This window comes from Sporocytophaga sp., assembly GCF_017745095.1.
Taxonomy (GTDB): domain Bacteria; phylum Bacteroidota; class Bacteroidia; order Cytophagales; family Cytophagaceae; genus Sporocytophaga.
On record NZ_JAGHZZ010000032.1, the window covers coordinates 15,130 to 40,631 of the forward strand.

13 protein-coding genes are annotated in these 25,502 nt (G+C 37.7%); 3 read left to right on the forward strand and 10 right to left on the reverse strand.

Annotated features, from left to right (window positions below):
- The first annotated feature begins 149 nt into the window (after positions 1 to 149).
- Positions 150 to 404, forward strand: a complete 255-nt coding sequence (locus J7604_RS24855) for a GIY-YIG nuclease family protein (RefSeq protein ID WP_293902533.1) — start codon at positions 150 to 152, stop codon at positions 402 to 404.
- A gap of 183 nt (positions 405 to 587) precedes the next feature.
- On the forward strand, positions 588 to 770 hold the full coding sequence (locus J7604_RS24860) for a hypothetical protein (protein WP_293902536.1): 183 nt from the start codon (positions 588 to 590) through the stop codon (positions 768 to 770).
- Between the two features lie 187 nt (positions 771 to 957).
- Here the strand turns inward: J7604_RS24860 and J7604_RS24865 are convergent, their stop codons facing one another.
- The 3 genes from J7604_RS24865 to J7604_RS24875 all read right to left on the reverse strand — a co-directional run bounded on the left by J7604_RS24865 (position 958) and on the right by J7604_RS24875 (position 7,218).
- Positions 958 to 3,981 carry a two-component regulator propeller domain-containing protein gene (locus tag J7604_RS24865; RefSeq protein WP_293902539.1) on the reverse strand — a complete coding sequence of 1,008 codons (3,024 nt, stop codon included), beginning with the start codon at positions 3,979 to 3,981 and terminating at the stop codon, positions 958 to 960.
- A gap of 269 nt (positions 3,982 to 4,250) precedes the next feature.
- The gene (locus J7604_RS24870; protein ID WP_293902542.1) at positions 4,251 to 4,829 is read right to left on the reverse strand and encodes a hypothetical protein; all 579 of its coding nucleotides are present in this window, start codon (positions 4,827 to 4,829) and stop codon (positions 4,251 to 4,253) included.
- Positions 4,830 to 4,869: 40 nt separating this feature from the next.
- Positions 4,870 to 7,218 (reverse strand): glycosyl hydrolase family 8, encoded by a 2,349-nt coding sequence (locus J7604_RS24875; RefSeq protein WP_293902545.1) that lies wholly within the window; start codon positions 7,216 to 7,218, stop codon positions 4,870 to 4,872.
- A gap of 405 nt (positions 7,219 to 7,623) precedes the next feature.
- Between J7604_RS24875 and J7604_RS24880 the strand changes: the two genes are divergently transcribed.
- Positions 7,624 to 8,781 carry an alpha/beta hydrolase fold domain-containing protein gene (locus J7604_RS24880; protein WP_293902547.1) on the forward strand — a complete coding sequence of 386 codons (1,158 nt, stop codon included), beginning with the start codon at positions 7,624 to 7,626 and terminating at the stop codon, positions 8,779 to 8,781.
- Between the two features lie 153 nt (positions 8,782 to 8,934).
- Here the strand turns inward: J7604_RS24880 and J7604_RS24885 are convergent, their stop codons facing one another.
- The 7 genes from J7604_RS24885 to J7604_RS24920 all read right to left on the reverse strand — a co-directional run.
- Positions 8,935 to 11,268 (reverse strand): carbohydrate-binding protein, encoded by a 2,334-nt coding sequence (locus tag J7604_RS24885; protein WP_367113610.1) that lies wholly within the window; start codon positions 11,266 to 11,268, stop codon positions 8,935 to 8,937.
- A complete protein-coding gene (locus tag J7604_RS24895; protein ID WP_293902550.1) occupies positions 11,265 to 13,658 on the reverse strand; it encodes a carbohydrate-binding protein in 2,394 nt (797 codons plus the stop codon). The genes J7604_RS24885 and J7604_RS24895 overlap by 4 nt, the downstream gene beginning before the upstream one ends.
- A 49-nt stretch (positions 13,659 to 13,707) precedes the next feature.
- Complete coding sequence (locus tag J7604_RS24900) at positions 13,708 to 16,224, reverse strand: family 43 glycosylhydrolase (RefSeq protein ID WP_293902553.1); 2,517 nt, start codon at positions 16,222 to 16,224, stop codon at positions 13,708 to 13,710.
- Positions 16,225 to 16,275: 51 nt separating this feature from the next.
- Complete coding sequence (locus J7604_RS24905; protein WP_293902556.1) at positions 16,276 to 18,720, reverse strand: T9SS type A sorting domain-containing protein; 2,445 nt, start codon at positions 18,718 to 18,720, stop codon at positions 16,276 to 16,278.
- Between the two features lie 96 nt (positions 18,721 to 18,816).
- Positions 18,817 to 21,645 (reverse strand): NPCBM/NEW2 domain-containing protein, encoded by a 2,829-nt coding sequence (locus tag J7604_RS24910; protein ID WP_293902559.1) that lies wholly within the window; start codon positions 21,643 to 21,645, stop codon positions 18,817 to 18,819.
- A gap of 220 nt (positions 21,646 to 21,865) precedes the next feature.
- The gene (locus J7604_RS24915) at positions 21,866 to 24,922 is read right to left on the reverse strand and encodes a carbohydrate-binding protein (RefSeq protein ID WP_293902562.1); all 3,057 of its coding nucleotides are present in this window, start codon (positions 24,920 to 24,922) and stop codon (positions 21,866 to 21,868) included.
- Between the two features lie 173 nt (positions 24,923 to 25,095).
- Positions 25,096 to 25,502 (reverse strand): T9SS type A sorting domain-containing protein (locus tag J7604_RS24920; RefSeq protein ID WP_293902565.1); only part of this gene is annotated, 407 nt, incomplete at its 5' end.

Sequence of the window (25,502 nt, forward strand, 5' to 3'; positions counted from 1 at the left end):
GAAAAGCAGAAAATATATTGAAGCGCTGGTTAAGACCATCCCGACATAAGTCGGGAGGATTACTGGTTCGAACCCAGTAGCTCCCACATCTAAAGGACAACTTCGAAAGAGTTGTCCTTTTTTATTTTATCATCTTTTAACACCACGCTATGTTTTTTACTTATATCCTTTACTCCCCTTCAGCAGACAAATTTTACATCGGTCACACAGGAGACTTCCTGGAAGAGAGACTTCGAAAGCACAATGCAAACCATAATGGATTTACGGGGGGTAAAGGAGACTGGAGAATTGCATACTTTGAAACTTTCAATACAAAGACAGAGGCCTATGCTAGAGAATGGGACATCAAGAAAAAGAAAAGCAGAAAATATATTGAAGCGCTGGTTAAGACCATCCCGACATAAGTCGGGAGGATTACTGGTTCGAACCCAGTAGCTCCCACAAAAACAAAAAGCCTTCAAATTATAAATTTGAAGGCTTTTTGTTCGATTAAAGCTCTGCAAAACTTCACTCCCCCATTATAACATACTGATAATTAATAGCTATCTTCGATTCGATTCTAGTTGCGTCATTTTACTATTTTTCTTATGGAAGAAGAAAACGGCTTAGCAATAGAGAAGTTAAGAAAGTACAAAGGATTAGAAAATTTATCTGACAAAGAAGCTTATGAAATAATAAGTGTATTAAAGAAATTTTCCTATATCACTTATAAATACTATCCTAAGATTAAACAACAAGAAAACAAAGATAAGAATGAGATATCTAAATAAATTATCTGGATTCAATTGAAATTTCGTTTCATCTTTTACTCTTTCTTAAATTTCAATATGCTGATTTATTACTTCAAAGCTTATAAGAATCGAATACGAAAGAGTAACTTCAAATTTTTATTCCATTCTTCATGTCCATACTGTCGCGAGTATATTGACTTCATTGAGTAAGCCCCCGCTAGTTGTATTATTGCTTTAATAGTTTTTTCGTTTCTATAAACTCCGAATTTAAAATTCTAACTAAATACATTCCCTTCTCAAGCTTACTTATATCTATTGAATTATCACTATACAATACACTCTTCAAAAGCTGGCCATTCATAGTTAATATTTCTATAGTACTTTCCGATTTTACGCCTTCAAAACTTATATTATTAGAGGTTGGGTTTGGATATATATTCACTCTACTAGTCAGAGATATTTTGGATAAATTAACATTTGCTTGTTGATATATACCTGTGGAAATATTATTATCTGAAAATTTAGAAACACCATTATCTGTTGCAAACCATTTATTACCTTCAGAGTCTATATCTATAGAATATACGATATTATCTGCAAGTCCATCAACAGTTGTATAATTATGCCAAGTTGTTCCATCAAATTTAGAAACTCCTCCATTAGAACCTACCCATAAATTGCCACTGCTGTCGGCAACAATTGAATTTATATAATTATCTGCCAAACCATCTTCCATTGTATACAATTTTAAAGAACTTCCCTTATGGCAATATAATCCTGCATTAGTTCCTATCCATTTGTTTCCCTTAGAGTCAAAGAAAGCAACAGTCACTTGCGATACATTAAAATTGCTTGACAGATCAATACTTTGACTCCACTCTATGGTACCAAATCCATTGCCATACAATTTTTCCTGGCCTAACTCCAATGATGACTTAAACCCAAACCACTTATTATTTTGTTTATCTATATAAATATACTTGGGATCTAAAGGAACATAAAATTTACAACCCCCAAATTCATTAATCATGGAAATCCAACCTCCGTCATTCATCCATACATTTTCATTCATATCTACGGTGAAGAAATCGACCTCATTTCCAGAAGCATGTTCACCCCTATAAGCTAAGGTGGTATCATTAAATCTAAAAAGGTGATCCCAGTAAGTATCATTTTGAGAAAACCACTTATTATCAAGATGGTCTATCATCAATCGGGAAGTATATAAATAATAATGTGATTTATAACTTGCACTCTCATATGTAAACCAGTTTACATCATCAAATTGTGAAATGCCATCACCTGTGGCCATCCACTTATTCCCTTTTTTATCAATAGCTATTGAAAATACCTTATTGTTAGCCAAGCCTTTTTCTATGTTATAATCATTCCATTTTATTTTACCATCAAATACAGTAAGGCCATTATCCATACCAAACAATAAATTTCCATCCTTATCTGTAGCAATACAAGTCACCTTCTTGCCAATAATACCTTTAAAATTATTGTCACTTTCTTCATGTTCTATATCAAAGCTATTAAAATAGGTCCAGACACTATCATCATATTTAGAAACTCCACCATCGATAGACAGCCATTTGTCCCCTACCTTATCAATTGCGATATAGTTTATTGTTGCTGCATATACTTGTACCTTGGTTAAAATAGTACCATCATACTTATAGAGAACATCACTCCAGTAAACTGATTGATTTTCTCGCACAGATTCCTTAAACCATAAACTATTAAATGAATCAAAAACAAGACAACTTCCTTGATTTCCCAAAACAGTCTTCCAAATATTATCATCGTACTTTGATATTCCATTTGAGGTTCCAAACCATTTATTACCCTGCAAATCAATCGCAATTGAATTAATAGAAGTACTACTCAATCCATCAGATTGTCTATAAATTTTCCAAGAAGTACCATCAAAGGCTGCAGCCCCTTGAAGAGTCCCAACCCAAACAACATTATTGTGATCTACAGCAATTGAATTAATGTAGTTATATGGCAATCCATTGGATGTATTATAAGTCATCCACTGATTCCCATCAAATCTTGACAAGCCATCTCTAGTACCGATCCATTGATTACCCGAACTGTCAATAGCAATAGCAGTAACTATAGGACTACACAAACCATCTTTTGTTGTAAAATTTTTCCAGTTCTTACCATCAAATCTGGAAACACCATTATAGGTACCGATCCACTGTATGCCATTGTTTTCAACAGCTATAGCAGTAATGGATTTATTTACAAGACCATTTGTATTATTAAAAACAGGAAGATGAGACCATGAATTATCATAGCTAAAAAACTGTATGCCTCTTTTGGTTGCGCACCATTTATTTCCTTTAGAATCAACTGTTATAGAACTTATGATTCCATCCCAAGCATAGTTATTAAGGTAATTTTGGTTTGTCCAGGTAGTGCCATCAAATTTAAATATTTCACAATCTGCGTTATATACACCATCAATTGCAGCAATCCATTTATTACCCAAATTGTCAATAGTAACGGATTTTAAACGCAGATTACTACCAATTGGAGCATCATAATAAGTCCAATTTAAATCATCAAATTTTGAAATACCATACCCGACTCCATATGTAATCCATTTAGCTCCATTCTGATCAATCGCTATATCAACAATTTGATTATCAAACAACCCATCGGCTGTAGTAAATTTGACCCAATTTACACCATCAAATTTATACATACCTTCATGAGTCCCAATCCATACTCTCCCCCACTTATCAGTGGTAATGCAGTTAACAACTATATCATTTAAATAATTGATCCAACTTGTTCCATTAAATTTGTATGCACCACGCCCAGATTTTCCATACCAAATATTACCATATTTATCGGATGCGAGAGCTGTGGCAAAATTCAATTCATTCGATGGATCAAAGGGACTACAATTTTGCCATCTTTGTCCATTAAACTTTGAAACCCCAGACATAGTGGCAACCCATACATAGTTGTTAGAATCTATTGCAATATGTTTTGTCCGGCCCTCTATGAGGCCATCAGCGGTAGTATATTTTGTCCATACAGCCCCATCATACTTTGCAACACCACCTTCAGTTGCACACCATACAACACTATCCTTGTCTATTACAATTGAATTTACCTCTTGGGTATTAGTGTAATTAGTCCACGTTTGACTATAAGAAATATTAGAACTAAATAAAAAAACGATAAGAGCAAAAAGATTTTTACAAAAAGGGAAATAATTTTTCATTTTGGATTAAATTATTTAATTACTCATCAATATACGAATATCAGGGGACATAGATAAATGCAATTGCTATATTAAAAATCACCAATCCTTGTATATTCAAAACAAGCATTGATTTAATTCCTCCTTTATGTCTCATTTCCAATAAGTCCTGAGCATAGCTCTGCTCGTTCAAAGCACCTTTGGTTCGGACCCAGCAGCTCCGGAATTTAAGGATAACTTCAAAAAAATTATCCAATGTCGATCATTCCTATGACAAAAAATTAAAACTGCTAACCTAAAATCGCTTTAACAATCGGCAATAATTGAATACTACCTCTTTTACTTAATTCTCTTATTCCAGATTTAGATAAAACTTTTTCAGTAACTGGCATTATAAAGTCACTAAAAAGATTTCTAAGAATACACAACCGGTCTTTATCATTCATTGACATATCAAAATCGAATAAACTATTGTATTCTCTAGGCCCATTTAGTGTTAGATGACTAAAGTCTTTCTTAAATAAAGAGTCACTCAAAGAATACTCCTTTCCCGTTAATCCCTGAACAAATACTTTTATACTGAAATGATAAAAATCTTTGTAAGCAGGCTTAAGTAAATTAAGAGTTACGATACACTCATTGCTTTTTTTAACCCAACCGCCAAAAGCACTCTTAAAACCATTCAATTCTGCTATCTCACTAAATATCTTTTCAAATTCCCCTTTTGTCATATCCCGCATGATAACATCATAATAGTTATGATTCCTTAAAAAATATATTTCCTCTCTAAATCTTACAACATCAAATTGATTCAATTTTTCTTCAAGACATAAAAAAGTCTGAAATTTAGATAATTTCAGACTTTTCATTTACCAAGCAGGCAAAAAAGTTTGATATCCAATAGGCAAGCTATCTAATCACAACCTTCACAACACTATTTACCCCCTCTTGCTTAACTATCATGGCATAAATTCCAGATCGCAGATCACCAATGTTAATTTGACCTTCACTTCTACCTTGCTGAATCAGTCTACCTGAATTATCCAAAATGTTATATTCAAAATTCCCTTGTAATCCTTTTACCTGAATAAATTCCTCTGCTGGATTTGGATATACAGTAATCTCAATTTGATTACTATTCTCTATGCTTGTAATAACCCTTTCTGCCAGCACCGCAGTTCCAAAAAGAGAAGGATCTTGCCATGCATTATCTTCAGCTGCGTTCCATGAAAGTTTTTTATCTCTTCCACTACCATCGTCATCATCATTGATCATAAAGTCAATACCAATATTTTGCCCTTTGATGGGCGTTCCTTGCAAAGTACTCCATGGAATGCTAGCCTCAACAATATATCCGTTTGAGGTGCTTACACTATTAAATGAAACCCCTTCGATTGACCTTCCTGATGGTAATGCTCCAACCACACCACCATCATTCCATCCGAATGAGTATTGCACATCATTGGCTCCATAAGTAGTCGCCTTATCATTATTGATATCAAAGTAAAATTCTACTGCATCGTCTTCAAAGCTATTAGGACTGTCGTTGGTTTTTACATTGTCGGTGACTACTGCCAAAACATAGACATTTGTATTATCCCACATTATTTTAGCCGTACCGCTTAAATCGTTGCTGTTGGCAACAGTTCCAACAAGGATTTTGGTAGCGCTGATAGATTCGATAAGAGGATCATTCCAGACCTCATCAATAGCTCCATCTATTATAGGTGCTATGTTTGTATTAAAAATTTTGTAAGTATAGGTAATAGTAACAGTTATTGCAGCTCTTGGACCTTCACATCCATTTAAAGTTTGAGAAACATAATATGTCACTTTGCCTGGAGCTGATGTATTTGGTACAGGAGCAGAAGCTAGAGGAGTACCAGCTGTAGCCACATTATACCACTTGAGATTGGAACCATTGGCAGTCAAAGCGACTGCAGCATCTCCTAATTCATACGACACCGCAGCAGTAACTCCCGGAGCGGGCGTAGCGCAAGGATTAGCACATGCAGGCTTCCATACTTTAAAATTTCCAGATACATTCAACAAGGAAAGCATATACAGCATACCGTCATAGTATCTGTAAGTGCCGCTCGGAACACCTACGTTCCACAACTCTTGAACAAAAGGTGTTGTAAGCGATGTATTACTTGAGGCCAATGATGCAACTGCATTGCATGCAACCAGACCTGTAGAATGATCACCTCCGGCATTTGAGCCATTCCAATCGTAGTGATTTTTATAACCAGAACCCTGGTTTTTAAAGAAGGTAAGATAACGATCAGCGATCACGGGCTGTTGGGCATCAGCTTTAAACCAATGATAGTCCATGCCTAAATTCATAATAGTACGCCAAGCATCATACATAAACCTATGGCTATTGGAATTGAAAGATGTTGTCTTCGGTGTTCCGTCAAAATTTGAGTAGTCAGTCGATAAACCTGAGCTAGAATGAGATGCATCGCGAAGCAATTTTCGTGCAGCTCCCGGTGTCTGAGACCAGAAAGTTTGATTAGTTTTTGACCAGCGAGCCCATAATTCCCAGAATCCCGGTAAATTGTAAGAAGGATCTGTATAATCGTATGACCCTGAATTAGGTCCAAAGGTTATCAATTTCGAATTAGAATTAAATAAATTATTGATCCCTCCTGCTCCAGTCTTGCTCATTACTTTGCTTATAGCGTCCTGAGCTTCTGCTTCATAGTTAAAAATCCCGGTACCATTTCCCCAACGATTTGCGGCAAAGAATAAGGAAGTTATAAAATATGCTTCTCCATCAGGAGCTGGATTATTGTCTATAGCACCACCATTAGTATTCAGTTGCCATTTGAAAAATCCGTTTAGATTTCCTGAAGTATGCTGCATATAGGTTTTAGTCCATTTCCACAGCTTATTAAACTCAGCTTGTTTGTCGAGTTGTACACAAATCATCAATCCATATGACATGCCTTCCGAACGAACGTCATTATTGGCTATATCCTGGATATAAGCCATGTCTTGGCCAACCTCATAATACAATTTCTGATTAGAGCTTCCATAAAAAATCTGCTGGAATGCGCTGTTGATTTTAGAATTTACTTCTGCATCGCTCTTATTCAAGAGTTCTTTAAACATGTTTCTGTAGACACCTGTAAAATAAGCTCCCTGTCCGGTTTCATTACAGAGATCCTGGGCCTGAGTATTACTATAGGTACACAGTAGCAGTACCACAAGTAATCTGCTTAGCAAATTAATTTTGGGAAAAAGATTCTTCATAAGTTAACTCTTTAAATTATTAGGAAATTTTGTTAAACATAAATTTTCAAATTCACCTAATCAGATTTTAAGATTAGGCAAACTCTAAAGTGGGAATATGGGAATTCCATTTTTACCTCTATAAAAACGCAAGCAGTACACACAGACAGAAAAAAAGTAAACAACCTTTTTTTTAAAAGTTAGGCTTGGAGGTTTGATTTCCCAAACACATCTCCAAGAAGGCATTCGCTCCATACCAAGCATAGATAACTTGACCTAACACATCCTCATTTATTCGAACCATCAATCTTTAATTTAAAACAAGTAATAAACTCTCTCTTCAATATTTTCTTTCTATGTGTTTACATTTTGCCTGAATGAGTGTAGGCGACCATAAACACATTCAAAACATTCAAAATCAAGAACATGAAAAAACTCATACTACTTGCTTTTTTATTCGCTAACCTTTTCTCCTATGGTCAGCAATATTCTCAAAAATGGTCCGACATAAACTATGTTGGAGATTCAAAAGGTTATCATAACCTGGATATATACTTACCCAAGGTAGCTAAGGAAAAATATCCTGTTGTGGTATACATATATGGCAGTGCCTGGTATAGTAATAATTCTAAAGGAGCTGACATGAATACTATAGGAGCAGCATTACTAGATGCGGGATTCGCTGTAGTAACCCCAAACCATAGATCAAGTAGCGATGCAAAATTTCCTGCTCAGATCCATGATATTAAAGCTGTAATAAGATTTATCAGAGGCAGAAGCGCAGAATTTAAATTTGACACGACCTTCATAGGCATTAGCGGAAGTTCTTCCGGAGGGCATCTGGCATCTTTAGCAGGAACAACAAATAACGTTAAAGATTATACAGTAGGCTCTGTTACGATGAATATAGAAGGGACATTGGGAAATTATACCCAATATACTAGTTCTGTTGATGCTGTTTGCGATTGGTTTGGACCTATTGATTTTTTTAAAATGGAAGGTTGCAATACATACAAATCGGGGAGCTCTCCTGAGTCTGATATTATAGGAGGACCTCTCTCTTCAAATTTGGACAAACTTGCACTTTTAGGCCCAATAACTTATATAGACCCGACAGATCCTCCATTCCTTATTTTTCATGGTGACAAAGATAATGTGGTCCCATACTGTCAGGGACAGTTTCTTAATACTGCTCTGACAAAAGCAGGTGTAGAAAGTGAATATGTACTAGTTCCTAATGGACAGCATGGACCAGGTGTAAATGATGTACAAGCCAACCTTCAAAAGATGGTTACCTTTTTCCTGAGGGCAAATGCAGCAGTAGTGACTTCTATTCAGGAACAAGCTGATAACTCAGGTTCTACCATAATGCTTTCAGAAAATTCATCTATAGACCTTTCAAAATTAACCATTGGAAAAATTGAAAAATATGAGCTAGTGGACATGTCTGGCAGAATGGTATATTCAGGCACTTCAAATGAAAATGAGATTTATTTTAGTGGATTGAATAACGGTATTTACATCCTTACCCTTTACACTTCGAATGGCAAAAAATTAACTCAAAGAATTGGTAGTCTGAAATAATTATTCATTGCTACTTAACTCTTACTGGCTTGATGGAGTTACAACCAGGTTCAATTTGTATTGAACAATACTTATAACTATACTTAAAGCAAACGAGGTTCAGTAATTTACCAATTATCAGAACCTCGTTTGTCATTTGTTTTTTAAATGAGTTTACTGTCTATTAATTCTAACCACATTCTGACTACTTGCCTGCTCAACAAACAGAAAATATGTACCAGGACTAAGGCTCTTGCCCGCTTGAAGTTCATCCTTTCCATACCCATCTTCAACTACAATTCCTTTGGTATCGCTAATATGGTAGTGAAAATCACCTTTCTTTCTGATATATAATCCCGATTCAGAAAATGGATTCGGATAAATATCCATATCACCAGACACATTGGATTTTACTCCTGTTATCACATCTGATAATTCTATATAATTCAGATTCATATAACTCGCATCAAAAGCAATTCTCATCACATGATCTCCTGCTTCAATATTGACGGAATTAAGAGATATTGTCTGCCAGTTCTGCCACCCTCCTGTATTGGGTACAACAATGGGACCGGTTACATCTTTACCATCTATTTCAATATGGAAGACTTTGCCATCACCATCAGCCGCTACTCTTGCATTCAGATCATAAGTCCCTGATGCAGCAACATTTATTGTGTATTCAAGCCATTCTCCCTGTAAGATATATCCTATATTGTAAGCTCCTTCGCTATCTTGCGTAGCTTCAATATCCACTTCATCATTTCTCAATGGAGCTTTTCCTTCGTTACCATTTGCATTGGTTTCATGATAAGCCAGCCCTTCACCACCAAGGTCATATTCTTCTGCTTCAATTCTGCCAGGAATATGATGTGCTATACCATTGAATGGTTCTTGTTTTAGTTCCTTGGTCAGTAAGAAAGAAACATAATTCAGGTTTACAAAATCGGTAGGTCCAATGGTAACTCTCATGATCTTCCGGCCTGACTGTAGCTCAACATTTTTTACTTTAATCGTTTGCCAAGTTTGCCAGCCGCCAGTATTCGGTATTGACAGATTATTGGCGATAATTGCTCCATCCATTGATACAGATACAGACCTGCCTGTTCCATTTGCTGCAACTCTCAGATCAAGATCATAGGTTCCGGATGTTTTAACATCCACAGTGTATTCAAGCCATTCCCCGGCAGTTGCCCAGCCTATATTGTAACCAGCTCCATCATCGGTGCAATTTTCTATATCAACATCCTCATTGGTCCTGAAATCTGCAACAGGCACTACCTGACTACCAGGAGTACTATCCTTATAAGCGAAACCATTGCCGCCTTCATCAAAATATTCAAGCTGTATTATACCTGGTATAGTCTGAGCTTTACCGATGTATGGTCCTTGAGGAACATTTACTTTAAAATTAACAACAGCTTCACCGGTCTTTCCCTGATTATCCGTGGCCACTGCTTTTATCTGATAATTACCAGCAGGTATATTAGGCCAGGTATAAGAATATGGGGTTGTATTATCAGTATTAAGTAAGGTAGTACCATTATAAAACTTAACATTACTTACAATGCCATTTGGGGAACTTGTAGAAACTGTAAATTCTATATTACTACCTGCAGTAAAGTTTGAATTATTTGTAGGGGTAATAAATGAAATAGAAGGGCTAGTAATAACAGGAAGTAAAGAAAGCATCTTCTGTGCATATCGCTGTCCTAAAGTACGGTATGAAGCCGAGGTAAAATGTAAATTGTCTCCCTTATGAGGAAGTCCTGCAGCAGAAATAACATAAGAATTAGGAACAACATTTGGCATAGTTGCAATAACGGCATTATGCCCGCCACAAGCACCGCCTTGAGCAGTTGTAACAAGCTCTCCAACCAATAAAGGGACCTTAACAGGATCTAACCCTAAATCCTTGATCAGGTTATCATAAATTGCTTTAACCTTTCCCGGCCAAGTCGTTTGCATATTGTTGGTTTCACCCTGATGCAGAAGAATTCCTTTTATCACTCCATCTTTCTGCGCAATTTTTGCCACTTCAACCAGACGAGCATAGGGGTTTCCTCCATATTGGGCAATTGTTCCCTGCATCCAAGAAGGAGCTGTTGCAACATAAGAGGCATAATTATATTTATCAAAAAGAGCAATATCACAACCTCCAATCGCAACTGGCACAACACCAACTTTAATATTTGCAGGAAGATTGGCGACCATGGTCCTTCCAAAATAATCTGATGGTCCTAAACCCGTATTACACCTTACCAATGGCGGATTTGCTGTTTGACATTTTCCCACAGTGTATGATTTGCCGCCTGAATTACAGTTAACGGCACCCATCACCTGAAATCTGCTGTCTACGGTTTTGTCCTGATCCTCAATAGTGCCGGCCCCTTCCATATTGGACTGACCAAAGCATAGGTAAATGTGAAAGTCCGGATCCTGAGAAAAAGCCTTTCCTGAGATTAATATTAACAGACTAAAAAGTCCTATATATAATGTAGCTTTCATTGCTTTACAATTTTACTAACAACAACACCATGAACATTCTGTACGGATAGTAGATAAATCCCCGGTTTAAGATCGGAAGCAACTTTAAGCTGATCCTTACCAACACCTGACTCTACCACTAAGCCATTGGTATGAGAAAGTTGGTAAGTAAAATCTCCTTTTAAATTAATCTGAAAGCCTTCATGAGAAAATGGATTAGGGAAAATTTTTACATCATTATCTTTAATGCGTCTTGAATAATTACCAGTAATTATATCAGTAAACTCTATATAATTCAGGTTAAAGTAATCGGAATCAAAAACCAGCCTCATTACATGCTCTCCCTTTTTCAGATTAAGATCATTGATCGAAATAGTTTCCCATGACTGCCACCCTCCTGTATTAGGGATGTCTATAGGACCGGTTACATCAGAGTCATCTATCTCTATATGCATTTGTTTCCCATCTCCATCAGCAGCTAGACGCAACTGAAGGGCATATGATCCTGTGGAATTTACATCTACTGTATATTCAAGCCATTCGCCTTTTAGGATATAGCCAATGTTATATCCTCCATCAGAATCCTGAGTAGTTTCTATGTCCACCTCATCATTCCTCAATGTTGCATTTCCTTCATTACCATTGTTATTACTTTCATGATAAGCAAGACCTTCTCCTCCAAGATCATATTCCTCTGCTTCGATTCTCCCTGGAATCAGATGTGCAACGCCCTTAAAGGGATCCTGATTTAATTCTTTGCTCAGGGTAAATGTTACATAATTCATGTTCACAAAATCGGTAGCCCCGATCGTAACACGCATGACCTTATTTCCGGTAGTAAGATTAATATCTTTAATTTTGACTGTTTGCCAGTTTTGCCAACCCGCTGTATTAGGAATAGCAACATTGTTTGCGATAGTAACTCCATCCATTGCAATCGAAACTGCGCGTCCCTCACCGTTGCAGGCAACTCTCAGATCAAGATCATAAGTACCTGGCTTTTGTACATCAACTGAATATTCAAGCCATTCGCCTGAAGTTGACCAGCCAATATTATAACCTCCTCCGACATCCGTGCAATTTTCAAGATCTACATCTTCATCATTTCTGAAGGCAACGCCTGTTTCACTTCCAGGACTGCTATCCATGTAAGCAAAACCATTTCCTCCTTCATCAAAATGTTCCAATTGAATTATACCTGGAATAGAATGTAAAGCGTTATTATATGGCCCTTGAGTCTTGTATACTTTGACCGTAGTTGATGCTTCAACTGTTTTACCTTGACCATCTGTAAGGACAGCCCGAATTGTATAAGTACCAGCGGCCACATTAGTCCAGCTAAAAGTATAAGGAGCTGTATTATCTGTATTAAGCAAGGTGGTTCCATTATAAAAACGTACAGAGCTTATCGTACCATTCGGTGTACTGGCAGCTGCAACCAGGTTAATTGTAGCAGGAGCTGTAAATACTGCATTATTTGCTAGTGCTGTCAGAGAAATGGAAGGCCCAGTATTTAGAGAAAATTTTCTAAGAAAGTTCCAAAGTTCAATTGTTGTATGGACTCCAGCATCATCATTGGAATGCCAGTGCCCCTTGCCATCAAGAGATATTAATGAAACCGCACTATTATTACAAGGCCCCCAATACTCCATTACGGACTTAGAGTTAGGTTTATTGACAGGATACGGAGTTGTTCTTGTGCCAATAGAGGGGCATTGATTCCAGCTTCTCCATTTTTGAAGCATGGCCACAACTCCTTGTTGATTACCATTAGGCTGGTAATAAACTACATCATCGGCAGTTCCATGAACATGGATAATTGGCATAGGTCTGGAACTAGCTACAACATTGGAAAACAAATATCCTGAAACCGGACCGATCGCAGCAACTTTATCTGCTATTTTATTAGCTGTATGGTAAGTCATCATACCTCCCATAGAAAAACCAGATACATAAACTCTGTTCCTGTCGATGCCATATCGGGTAATCATAGATTCAATTATTGCCAAGATAAAATCCGTATCTCTGGTACCATTGATGTCCCAGGAGTTATTAATTCCCGCGGGATAGACTACTACAAATTTTGCCGTATCTGCAACTAATTCCCATTTAGCCTGACCTTTTTGATAATTAATATCCTGATTAAGTCCATGCATCGAAATCACCAAAGGTCTGTTTTGCTGAAGGCCAGAAGGAGCATAAACAAACAAACTTCTATTGGTGCCTCCTACATTAAGAGTTGTCATCTGCGCATTTGAAATTAAAGAACACAATAACAGGTAAAACATTGAAAGCAGAAGATATACTTTATCAATCTCTGGAATTCGAACAATTCTTCTCTTAGTATCAGGTGCCATAAATGTCGATCTCATCAGCTCAATATTTGAAGTTATATTTAAAATGTTTTTCATTCCTGAATTATACTTGTATGATTTCTCCTTACATTAATACTATTACTGCTCACTGCTTTATAATTTTCCTGTTAATGACAGTATTATTATGTTCAATGGACAATAAATAAACTCCCGGCTTAAGACCAGCACCTATGATAAGTGCATCCATTCCACTTCCTGTCTCAATATCCATTCCGTCTAAACTCCTAATCTTGTAATTAAATTTCCCTACAAATTTTATCTGCATACCTTCATTGAAAAATGGATTTGGACAAACCGAATTTTCCATTAAGCTCACATTTTCAATGCCTGTAACCACATCATTAAACTGGAGGTAATTCAGGTTCATATAATCGGAATCAAAAAATACTCTCATCACATGCTGACCTTCTTTTAAAGAAACATCATTGATAGTTATGGTTTCCCATGCTTGCCAACCTTTTGTATTTGGAATGTTAATCGTACCGGTTACATCCGTCCCATCTACTTCTACATGCATTTTCTTTCCATCTCCATCCGCAGCTACCTTTAGTTGAAGGACATATACTCCGGTAGCAAGTACATCTACAGTATATCCCAACCATTCACCGTTTAAGATGTAACCTATATTGTATTCCCCTTCCAAGTCCTGAGTTACTTCAATATCCACTTCATCGTTTCGGAGATTAGCACCTCCCTGGTTTCCATTCGCATTGGCTTCATGGTAAGCTATACCTTCACCACCCAAATCATATTCCTCAGCTTCTATTCTTCCTGGAATCTGATGAGCTATTCCTTTAAATGGCTCTTGCTTCAATTCTTTAGTCAGGGTGAAAGTGACATAGTTCATATTCACAAAATCTGTTGCTCCTGTAGTGATGCGCATAATTTTCTGACCTGCACTGAGATGAATATCTTTGACCATTACTATCTGCCAGCTTTGCCAGCCAGCGGTATTGGGAACAACCATTTTATCTGCTATACCTATTCCATCCATGTATACTGATATGGTTCGTCCATCGCCGTTGCAGGCCACCCGGACGGCCAGATCATAAGTACCTGGCTTAAGCACTTCTACTGAATATTCAAGCCATTCTCCCGCAGTTGCCCAACCAATATTGTAACCACCTCCGACATCAGTGCAATTTTCTATATCTACATCTTCATCTGTGCGAAAATTAACAATTGGTGTTACCTGGCTTCCTGGAGTTCCATCCATATAAGCAAAGCCATTACCTCCAACATCAAATTGTTCCAGTTCAATTGTTCCCGGAATTGAATGAATAATACCATTATAGGGGCCTTGTGGCGGGTTAACTTTTATTGTTATGGTAGCTTCAGTGCTGCGATTTTGATTGTCAGTCGCAATCGCTTTAATATTGTATGTACCGGCTGCCACATTTTCCCAATTATAGCTATAAGGTGAGGTATTGTCGGTATTAAGTAAGGTAGTGCCATTATAGAACCGTACATTAGATATTGTTCCTCCATAAGCAATAGCTTCCGCTGTTAATGTAATTGAAGCTGGTGAAGCAAATGAACTGTTAGGAACTGGACTGGTGAAACTAACAACCGGCGGACCGGAAGGCGGACATGGTGAATTTACTGTAATGCCAGCGGTAGTTTGAGTAATAGGCTTAATTGTACCATCAGCATTGTAACAAAGATATTCTACACAAACACTACGTCTGCCCAATGCAGGTCCTTGTCCGTTAAGTGTCAAGGTTGCATTATGATAAAACAAATAAGATTGTCCTTTATATTCTACAATACCTGGGTGAATGGTATAGCTATTTTTTGCAGTTCCTGTCAAAATACCCCGGTATGTCCAGGGGCCGTTTATATTTGTAGCGGTAGCATAGCAAATCTGTTCGGAGCCTACCGGAGCAACAAAAGCCGGATAGGTAAGGTAGTAAAGTCCATTACGTTTATGTAGCCAAGGACCTTCAGCATAGTTTGGTGGTGTTATCATTTTTATTTCACCATCAATCTCTGTCATATTAGGTTGAAGTTTAACCAGATAACAGATTGGATTACCCCAGCATAAATAAGCCTGCCCATTGTCATCAATTAAGACAGTAGGATCAATATCATCCCATACTTTTCCATTGTTAGTCATGTTATCACGAATCAAAGGCGTACCTCTTGCATCGACAAAAGGACCTGTAGGACTATCCGAAACAGCTACTCCAATATTTCTACCGCCATAAGGATTCTTCCCTGTTACTGTCACATACAAATAAAATTTGCCGTTTCTCTCAACTACCTGCGCCGCCCACGCATCTTTATCTCCCCAGGTAAAATTACTCGGTGTCATTACAGGACCATGGTAGGTCCAGTTTTTCATATCTAAAGTGGAATAGCAAAGCCATGCTGTCATGGTAAACATTTCACCATCCTTGGCCTCATCTTTTCCCACGTATATATACAATCTACCATTATGAACAAGAGGAGCGGGATCTGCAGTAAAGGAATTACGAAAAATCGGATTATCTCCTGAAACAAAGGTAGTCTGTCCATAAGCAACATTGATTACTATCAGATGACTTAGAAAACATAAAAACAGAATTGGAGCATATCTCTTGATAGAAAATAACGTTTTCATCTTTAAAAACTTTTAGGATACTTAACTGATTGACTTATCAAAACTTAAAATCTATTTAATCACCAGCTTAGTGCTTTTCTTTTGCTTCCCATCTGTATAGATCAACATATAGAAACCAGGTGTAAAATTGCTTACATCGATGATTGCCTCATTGACATCATTCAGCTTGGTTGTAATTAAGGTTTGTCCATTGACAGAGTTACAAATAGATACTACCCCGTTGCGACTTCCTTTATCATCTATACATACTTTGATAAAATCAGAAGATGGATTCGGAGAAACGTGTATGGAATTAGAATATGTCTTCTGTATGTCCAGGCTGGCAATAACAGGTTCCGACTCATGTTCATCAATCTGAAGCAAATAACTCAGCAATTGATCGATATTCTCTTCAGAAAGAGCGGTTAAATTGCCATGTTTATTATCAACATTTCTGGTAATAAGGACATCTCTTAATGTAGGAGCAGAGCCATCATGTAAATAAGGTGCTGTCTCCCAAATTCCTTTAAGCGTAGGAGTGCCAAACCCTTTGAGCTTTTCTGATCTTCGTTGCCCGGAAGAGGCATTGATCGTACCTACATCATGAAGCACTCCGGATTTTCGATCTGTAAAATCAGCTCCCGCATGGCAAAGCTTACAACCCAATTCTGCAAATATCAATTTACCTTCTATTGCATCAGGGGTAAGGCTGCCATCAGAATTCCTGTATGGACTTGGATTTACTTTGTCGAGTGAATGCACATATGCTGCAAGAGCATCCAGGTCCTGGCTTAAACCAGCTTTGGGATCTCCCAATGGATCTCCAATGGTACCTGAGTTAAATACAGAATCTGGAAGAAAACCTTTTCCTCTGAAAGCATTTCTTATATCATTTTCAAAATCCTGGATCTCGTCAAAGTTGGAAGTCCAGTGAACATTACCCATCCCTATTCCTCTTCTTCCCAATAAAATATGCGTATTGCGCAGACCTTCTCCCCTATCCGTAAAATCCCATACTCTTTCATCACTTCCGCCATCCAGATGGCAACTTGCACAACTGATATAACCAGCAAAAGTCATACGCTCATCCTGTGCATTATAAAAAATTTGCTTGCCCTTCAGCACCTGGGCGTTTAAGGAGTCCTTATTTACAATAGGAATAGTAGCAACCTTTACCGGATTAAAGTTATTGGAAAGTATAATGTTTTCAGTATTAAAAATCGTTATACTGCGCGACATAAAATTATGAACAAAGAGCCTGGAACCATCCTTGTTAAAAACCAATCCCTGAGGCGCGAGTCCCGTAGTATCAAGTAAACCCAGCCTGGAATTGGTAGACGCATCAATCATGGCAATCTTATTGTTTCCCTGTAAAGCTATAAATGCAATATTACCATAGGGACTAAACTCTACAGCACAAGCCATGTCAGCGTCGTTGATATCTATCCGTGAATCATAGTTTTCACTTCCCTTTACCAAATCAATCTTTGAAACAATAGTACGAACAGAATTGTCAAATGTGAGAGGCTGGCCATCTCTGAATAAACCTCTTGCGGTATTATCTTTTTTTGAAGGTACCCAGATTTCAGATCCATCTGGAGTAATGGTAAGCGATGATATAAAGTTGGGCACACCACGACCTCTGTCTTCAAAATCCACTGTCTCATCAAAAGCAAGATCTATAACAGATTTAACAGTCATGGCTTCTGCATCAATTTCTCTCACGAGGCCATTTGCTTCAGGTGAAATAAACTGTGAAACGAAAACACGTAATCCATCAGAAGTTACTGCAATCCCTCTGGGACTTCTTCCTACTTCCGTAATTTGAATAATATGATAGTCTTTAGCATCAAGTTTCATAAGTTGTCCGGTACTCTGCAAGGTCACATAGCAATAGTTTTTTAAAGGATCAAAACAAATTCCATATGGTCTCGAAGCGTATGGAAGTTCTATTGTATGTAACTTTTGTCCTGAAGCTGAAATTATAGAAACAGTGGCATCATCTTCATTAGCTACCCAAACATTGCCTAAACGATCCAAAGCAAGAGTTCTGGGATTTTTGCCTGATGGAATTTCACGGATGAGCTGATAATTGGCAGCATCTATGCATGATACAGAATGGTTGTCTGCATTAACAGCCCATACTGTTTGACGCATAGTATCAATGCAGATGGTAGATGAGTGAGTAGGTGCATTTTTAGGTAACACCTTATGCACCGTTTGTGTAACATATAGAGGAATATCCTCCCCCTGAATGCGGGCGAACACCTGATATACTCCAGGCTGAGTGAATTTAAAGCTTGTTGAACTCCCCCGCTTATATCTACCTAAACCACTCCCATCACCAAAGTCCCATGCGACAAAAGGGTCTGCCCCTTCAGGTACAGAAATAGTGAATGTAACAGTAGTCCCTACTTCTACAGGTTTGTTTTGGAGAAGATAGTATTGATCGGATTCAGGTGTAACACTTATCCAGTTAATTATTATGAGTATTATGAAAGTTATGAAAAATCGCATAGTAATCAGTTCTTATTAATTTTAATTCCATGAATCTTGAGGTCTAAACCACAAGCAATACTTTTTATTCATAAGAAAATTATAAACTGAGAAGAGTTATTCCTTCACAATCTTTCTGACCATTACTCCATTCTTATTTTCCACAGAGAGAATATAAACTCCAGGCTTCAGTTCCTTTCCGATAGATTGAGTTTGACTTTCATTACCAGTCTCCAGTTCAAAACCCCATATATCTGTAATTCTATATTTGAAATTTCCTTCTGTTATTATCTTTAAATCATTGCCCATAAAAGGATTTGGATAAATGGTAATATCGCTAGTCCTATTATCCGTAATTCCGGTAATCACACCGTTAAACTGCAGATAGTTCAGGTTCATAAAACTTGCGTCAAAAGCCAGCCTCATGATATGATTTCCCTCAGTGAGACTGATACCATTTAATGTGATTATCTCCCAGCTTTGCCAGCCACCTGTATTTGGTACGTTTATGGGACCAGTTATATCTTTTCCATCAAATTCTATATGAAATATTTTGCCATCTCCATCTGCTGCAACTCTCATATCCAGATTATATACACCTGTTGATGTTACATTGACAGTATACTCCAACCATTCTCCCTGAAGGACATAACCAATATTATACAAACCATCACTATCTTTTGTCCCTTCAATATCTACTTCATCAATTCTCAGGCTTGAACCGCCTTCATTTCCATTGGCATTTGCTTCATGATAAGCAATACCTTCTCCACCGAAATCGTATTCTTCCGCTTCGATGCGGCCAGGTATTGCATGTGCGGATTGATTAAAGGGTGATTGAACAGGTCTTAGCCTTGCTCCTCCCCAGGAGCCATGATCCAATCCATTATCTCCATCGGGCGAAACTGTTAAAGTAAGTAGATTGCCACCAGCAACATTCACATCTATACTTTTGGATGAGGATGATCCATTCATTAATCCACTAGTGTATATTTGTTTTCCGTCAAGAAGCACAGTAAAAATTACAGAACCAGAACTTCCTACCTCATCATCCACACCTATATCTGATAAAAACCGCTCATACTTTCCATCAAGCTTGTAAGTGATAGTGCTTTGAGCATGTACCCCCAAACCTCTGGAATATTCAATACCATCTAAGGTAATTACATTACCATCATTTGCACCTTCTTCACCATTGCTTTGATCCTTTTCTGCTTGCCCCCAGCCATTGGAGACGGAAGTCCAGTTCAGATTGGTTATGTATAAAGATGGCATTCCCTTGGTTACGGGAGATGCTACACCTTCACCAAATGAATTTGAAGCTGTAACAGAATAATAATATGTCCTATCATTTTCCACCTTGCTATCTGTAAAGAACAATTGATTGGTGGAACCGATGGTTTGAAAAGGGCCTGAAGGAGAGTTGCTTCTTTTGACTATATAGCTGGAAGCATTGGGGGTACGATTCCAATTCAAAGTTATTTTCCTATCATCTTCAAAAACCCAGGGCAACTCAGTACTAGCAGGAGGAAAATCACCTGAGGGCCCTGTGGAAAAATAAGAAGTAAAGGTTTTGCTTACAGAGTTTCCAGCATAGTCTTTAATACCTCCCGCAGGAATTACAATCTCATATGTTGTATTTGGCAATAGAGGCTGATCAGGAGAAAAATTTACCATTGAAAATTGATGACTATATTTGCCTGATAGCGCTGCACCACCCAAAGGTCTTACAACAAAAGTATTTTTATTTACCGATTCCAGAATTATATTATCAGTAAAGGTTAACCCGACACGAGAAGTAAGTGCACGGTTCACATCATTTGCTTTGGGAACAATCATATTTACTTCCGGCCCCTTTGTATCCGGCTCCTTTTGGTGCACCCAGAATCCGCTACCTGATCCATGGTCATTACCGACAAAAATCAGATTACCAAATGGCGTAACCTGACCATGATCCGAATCACCATTGATACCCAAAGACCCTCTGCCCAAAATTTTTAATTGTGAAGGATTAGATGCGTCCACTTTTACAACCTCTGACTGACAACCTTGAAAAATAAAATGATCTTGTACTGAATTATATAATTGTTCGCCGCTGTTACCGATATTTAAAGTTGTTATTTTTTTAATATTCAGCGGATCGCTTATATCATATGTTCCGAATATGGCATTGTTTGAATTACCACGAGCAGAAATAGTAATTTTATTTCCATTTACCATGGAGGCATACATATTCTCTGTATTACTGTAGCTATTCAACAATTTTGGATCACGGGGATTGCTGATATCATAAATGGTAAATCCTCTTCCAAAATCATGAGCTGAAGTATAGAGAAGATTTCCTATGGCAAAAATAGGTCCCACCTGTCTTGGAGTATTTATATGCTTTACCAATACCGGGTTATTTAAGTCTGTAGCATCAACTACATCAAAACCTTTACTACCATTAGCAATAAAAATATAAGGAGCTTGCCAGAATAATTGCCAGCAAGATCCGTAATCATCATGGGCATATCCCGACATAATATGCCTTTTGATTTGTTGCGGATTTTTAGGATCACTAAAATCCCAAATCTGAAATCCATAGCCATCCTGAAACAGCAAGTATTTGCCGTGCTGAGGCATAGCATGGTTTTCGCGAAAGTTAGCTGTGCGTGAATCATATATCCGAGTAACAACAACAGGTTTTCTTGGATTCGAAACATCCCAGACAAGAATTCCTCCCGGAGGTTTTCCACTATCCGGATGAAACGTGGTAATCATATATCCGTTATGCATGGTGGACATTGTAGACCCCATGTGATTGAGCTCAGTATATTTCCAGATACTTTTGTAAAGTTCATTATCTGTATAACTAAGATTCCCAAGACCAGGTCCTACCTGGGCAAATAACAAACCTGGGACCAGTAACATTATATTCAGCATTAAAATACTTCTATTTTTCATCTCATATGAGTTTAAAAGGTATGCTTGATTTATAATTAGTTTATTAATATAGTTATCAATTAAAGACAAAACTCTTCCATTCTACCACCCTTCAGGATTGCAGCCAAAGTTTAAAAGATAGAATTTGGAACATTTTGAATCCTTGCTATTGGCCTGATAAAAATTATCAGGCCAATAGCAAGCACCAGAAGATTAATCCGGTGCTTTGAAAGGAATTCAATTAGGGGTTTATTTTCTTCACTATTTTATAGACAGTGACATCACTATTATTTTCAACTATAAGGAAATAAAGACCATCGCTCAAGTTTTTCCCAACATTATAACCACCGCGTCCATTTCCAGACTCAATAAGCATCCCGCTTATATCAGTAATTTTATAATTGAAATCTTCTACATTATTAATCTGTAGCCCAGCATCTGTGAATGGATTCGGATAGACTGCAATGGCTGAAGATTCATTCTCATCAATACCGGTAATCACATCTTTAAATTCAACATAGTTAAGATTCATGTAATCCGAATCAAAAGCTATCCGCATAATATGCTCGCCTCCTGCAAGGCTTATATTATTCAAAGTCACAGTTTGCCATGTTTGCCATCCTCCTGTGTTTGGTACATTGATCTGACCAGTCACATTTACGCCATCCATTTCGATATGTAAAGTTTTACCCTCACCATCAGCTGCTAATCTTACATCCAGATCGTAGTTACCTTGCGCAACTACGTTTACTGTATATTCGAGCCATTCGTCTTTAAGGATATAACCTACATTGTAAATACCCTCGACATCTTGCGTTGCTTCTATATCTACTTCATCGTTTCTAAGTGTTGCCTTTCCTTCGTTACCATTGGTATTGGCTTCATGATATGCAAGACCTTCTCCACCAAGATCATATTCTTCAGCATTTATTCTCCCGGGAATTAGGTGAACTTTGCCCTTATAAGGTTCTTGCCTTCCCTTAATTATTACCGTATTAGTTGTTGATTTCGCACTGAGATTATCTGTATCAAAGGCTTCAGCATAAATGGTATAAGTACCCGGTAACATCCCTTCCCAAGTGTAAGTATAAGGAGCCGTATTGTCGGTCGCCAACAATATACCATTAGCATAAAAAGTAACTCCAACAATATTACCATCAGCATCAGAGGCATTGGCATTCATAACTATTGAATTACCAACGGTATAGATAGATTGATTTATAGGGGTAGTTAATGTAATTGTTGGAGGCTCTGCAACAGATGTGAATACCATGTAATTAAGATTAATGTAATCAACAGCTCCAATGGTCACTCGCAAGACATGCTCACCTGCGGGCAATTGAATATTTTTGAGTGAAACATATTGCCAGGTTTGCCAACCAGCGGTATTAGGAATGGAAATCGTTGAGGACAAAACTGTACCATCTAAACTTAGGCCTAGTGTACGACCGTCCCCATTGCAAGCAAGCCTTAAATCCAAATTGTACAATCCTGCTTTAGCAACATTTACTGTATATTCTAACCATTCACCTGCTGTTGCATAACCTACATTATAACCTTCTCCTGTATCAGTACAGTTTTCTATATCTACATCTTCATCTGTTCTAAAATTGACAACTGGAGTCACGGAACTTCCTGGGGTATTGTCCAAATAGGCAAATCCATTTCCTCCAAGGTCATATTCTTCAAACTGGATGGTGCCAGGAATTGGGTGTGATTGATAATTATAACCGGTTTGTGCCACTGCAGTTCTTATAGTTCTGCTTGTCGAAACAATTTTGCTATTGCTTTTATCAGTAATTTCTGCTGTAACGGTATAGGTTCCAGCTTTTGTAACAGCTAAGGTGGCCGTAAATGGAGCACTAGTCAAGGTACTTCCAAACTGCACTCCGTTTACAAAAAATTTCAGATTGGTAATTGCTGTAGGGTCTGATACGTTAGCACGAACCACCACATTTGACGGATTTGAGACCACCGTATCTTTTGTAGGAACAGCAATTGTAACTGTGGATGTACTAACCGAGGGTTCTACATAAATTCTATAAGCATAGTAAATGCTTGCAACATTTACAGGTACAGAAACAGAACCATTGTTTACACTGTACACAGAATTAGAAATCAACGTTGTGCCTGTAACAGGTGTATCCTTATTAGACCAGGTCACATATTCTAATTTAACTTTGACACTGCTTCCAAAATAAGAAGGTATACCACTGATATTGACGGTGGCATTTCCTGTAAAATTACCACCAAGACAAATACTTGCATATTTATTAACATCGTCAATACATCCAAAACCATCTAACCCTTCGCTCATATCATTCGGTGGAGTGACCTGGATCATGTTTCCAGTCATATCACCATACCACTTGTACAAGTGCCAACCGCCCCCTTTTTGGTTCCCCGAGGTTAACAAACTACCTAATCTTCCGGGTAGATTAGTAAACCACCAAGAGATACAGGCACTTTCAATTCCATGTCTTTCAAATTTGCTAATGAAGGGGACTGAATAGCCCGGGCATCCTTCGTTAGGATCACTGGTTTTTGATGAATACTCGTTTATGCTTATAGGTCTTGCCGAAATCCCCAATTCTTTTTCCAGTGCTCGGTATTGGTTATAGGCACTTACAAAACCTCCTGCACCCCATTGATGCCAGCAAATAACATCTGGAATACAATTATTTGCCTTACAATATGTCAAAAAATCACGCATTTGGGTATTATTATAATACGCCAGGGACGGCCCAATAATACGCGCTCCAGGATCCAATGAACGGATTAAATCAAAAGTTGGCTTCCAACATGTAGAATTGAAATTTCCATTTGCGGTATTCCAAGTGCCTGGAGGTTCGTTCCAAATTTCATAGCCATCATAATTTGTCCTTTTTGAAGCCTTTTTGCCATTAATTACCTGTGTACATGTGTTTAAATAATTTTGTGTACCGGGCCATTGATACGGCCATCCCGGCAACACATCCGGTAATCTTATTTGTACTTTACCCGTGGTACTTTGTAATCTCTCAGATACTTTCAAAGCATCTCCTATTGGCTGCTGCCTTCCGGCACCGCTAAGTGCGGGATTTGCAAAAACATGAGGTTTCAGAGGTGCTACTAAATTAACAATGTCTGCGGGTAATGTTTCCGTAACTCCATAAAGAGATCCTGAAGCACAGTGCGTAACAGGCCTTATAGTTTTAGAAAGGTCTACCTTAAGTGTTTGTTGTCCTTGTACTGCAAAGCATACAACCAACATTGCACCAAAAGCCAACATGAAAAATTTGGTAGTTGTAGTTTTCATAGTATTAAATTACCCTTTAGTTTTTCAGGATTTTATGAATGATGCTATATCTCCTCTAGGTCTCAATATTAAGAAATAGATGCTCTTCAACAACCTTTGATATTGGCCTGATAAAATTATCAGGCCAACATCAAGCACCAGAAGATTAATCCGGTTCTCTGAAAGGAATTCAATTAGGGGGTCATTTTCTTCACTATCTTATGGACAGTGACTTCACTATTATTTTCTATCATAAGGAAATAAATTCCTTCTCTCAGATTCTTTCCAACCATATGACCAGGTCTTCCATTTCCTGATTCTACAATTATGCTGTTTATATCAGTAATTTTATAATTGAAATTTCCTGCATTATTTATCTGTATTCCAGCATCAGTAAATGGATTTGGATAAACTGCAATAGCTGAAGATTTATTTTCATCAATACCGGTAATCACATCTTTGAATTCAACATAATTAAGGTTCATATAATCTGAATCAAAAGCAATACGCATGATATGTTCTCCCCCTGTCAGGCTTATATCTTTAAGAGTCACAGTTTGCCATGTTTGCCATCCTCCTGTGTTAGCGACAGTGATCGGAC